At 41.9% G+C, this 2,244-nt stretch carries 2 protein-coding genes; both read left to right on the top strand.

Annotated elements, in window-relative coordinates; genetic code table 11:
* Nucleotides 1-834: tyrosine-type recombinase/integrase (locus CXF76_RS00600; RefSeq protein ID WP_101162798.1), on the top strand; the 834-nt coding region annotated here is incomplete at its 5' end.
* Entirely contained in the window at nucleotides 831-1,922 is a 1,092-nt protein-coding gene (locus CXF76_RS00595) for an IS91 family transposase (protein WP_101162797.1), read from the top strand. The genes CXF76_RS00600 and CXF76_RS00595, both read left to right, overlap by 4 nt.
* Nucleotides 1,923-2,244 lie beyond the last annotated feature (322 nt).

Raw genomic sequence — 2,244 nt, 5'->3', positions numbered from 1 at the left:
ATGAATACACTCATTGAACAAGTCAAAACTGAAATAGCCTATCTTGGTTATTCGCAAAGTACCTGTAAAAGTTACTGCGAGCATTTACTTAAACTCAGCCATTATTTTAATAAACCACTCGATTTAATTACTGATGATGAGCTGAATATCTTTTTTAAAGATCCCGCTATTCGCAAGCTCTCCAGAGCGAGTCAAAAAATACAAATAAACAGCATTTGGTTTCTGTTTAAGAATATTTTACATCGCCCACTGAACTTAGACATAGCCTTGCCTAAAGCAAAACCTCGGGCACCTACTTATTTATCGCGTGATGATATTCGACGACTTATAGAAAGTTGCACGGATATGCGCTTAAAAACATTGATAGTGGTGTGTTATGGATGTGGTTTGCGTATTGGCGAACTGCTGCGCATCAAAGTGCAAGACATCGATGGACAGCGTAAAACCATTTTAATTGAACATGGTAAAGGAGATAAGTCACGCTATGTTGTTGTATCAGATAGCGTGCTAAATCAATTACGTTGCTATTGGAAAATGTATCACCCAACGGGCTGGATGTTTTATTCACGATGGTTAATGGATAAACCCATGTCACCCTCAAGCTTCAGAAAGGCATTGAAAAAACATGCACAAATGTGTGGTTTAAAGCACTGTAATCCACATGTATTACGCCATGCTTATGCAACACATCAACTTGAGTTAGGGATGCCGCTTCATCAACTTCAACATCAGCTTGGTCACAGTGACATTAGAACCACGCAAAGTTACTTACACTGGTTACCTGAATTAGGGCATGGTGGTATTGATTTACTCGCAAGTTGGGGAAACCAATGAGCGGCTTGCACCTCGCTGATATTTTAAATTCTGGCCTTGGGAATTATCGGCAGCACCACATAATGAGTTATCAGCAGTTACGAGTCTGCCAACACCTTCAATCATGCAGAACGGGTCAGCTCGGTTATCAAGCATGGCAATGTGATAGCTGTGGTGAGTTACAAAAGATTGGATGTAGTTGTCGAGACCGACATTGTCCACGTTGCCAAGGTATGGCAACGGCTAAATGGGTGCAAAGACAACAAGAGGATTTATTATCGTGTCGCTATTTCCACCTTGTTTTTACGCTCCCGCATGAGTTAAATATCATTGCGCACTACAACCCAAACGCGTTGTATCACTGTTTATTTAAAGCCGCATGGCAAACGCTGTGTAAATTTGCGAAACGAAAGAGGCATGGCCAGTTAGGCATGACAAGCGTACTGCATACGTGGGGGCAGAACTTAAGTCAGCATATTCACCTGCATTGCTTGATACCCGCAGGCGCGCTTGATAAAGCGCACTGGCATGAAATAGAAAAAGGCTATTTATACCCCGTTAAAGCATTATCAACAGTGTTTAGAGGGAAAATGCTCGCGGCGCTCAATGAATGCGATAGTTCATTCGCGAAGGTAAGCACACCAACCAAATGGTGCGTGTATAGCAAAGCCTGTTTAACGTACAGTGAAAAGTTAGTCAGTTACCTTGCACGTTATACCCGAAAAGGCGTGATGTCAGAATCGCGATTAGTGTCAGCGACTGAAGAAACAGTGAGCTTTAAATACCGCGATTATGCAGATAACAACCGCGATAAAGTCATGACTCTGAGTTGTGATGAATTTTTACGGCGCTACTTACAACATGTATTGCCCAAAGGGTTTATGCGCATTCGCCACTATGGCTTTTTAGCTAATGCATGTCGCAAGCGAAAGTTAGGGTTAATAAAGGCTCAAGTATCAGCAACCCCATGCAAAGCGGTGAAGCCGAAGGTAGAGCAAGAACGATTAATACCCCATTGGTCTTGCCAGTCATGCAAGACGGGTACCTTACGATTTATTGGTGTGATGAATTTAGATGAGGCGACAAATAAAATAGCGCGAACGAGTTAGCAGCCTTGCTTGCTGCATCAAATCAATAAGTTAACCTGCTTAATTGCTCAGGCTAATAGCGACTATGCGAGCGAAAAATATCCTTGCTTAACGGTTAAACATTCGGTTTAATGAATAGATAATAAACGCTGAGCAATGCAGGGAAAGCTTAAATTATAATAGGTAAGCTTATTAAATTAGCTGATTTAGCTAGAGCCTCTAAAAAGCAAATTCCCATAGCATAAACAACACCAACTCTGACACACCGAGCAGGTAGCGCCTCAGTCCAACAAGCGATTATGCAACACAAACTGCGTGTCGCATAAATACTAAAGTGTTAGGC

The sequence above is a fragment of the Pseudoalteromonas sp. 78C3 genome (assembly GCF_002836695.1).
GTDB classification, from domain to species: domain Bacteria; phylum Pseudomonadota; class Gammaproteobacteria; order Enterobacterales; family Alteromonadaceae; genus Pseudoalteromonas; species Pseudoalteromonas arctica.
The sequence above is the reverse complement of the archived record's forward strand: the minus strand, read 5'-3'. Positions and strand labels throughout refer to the sequence as shown.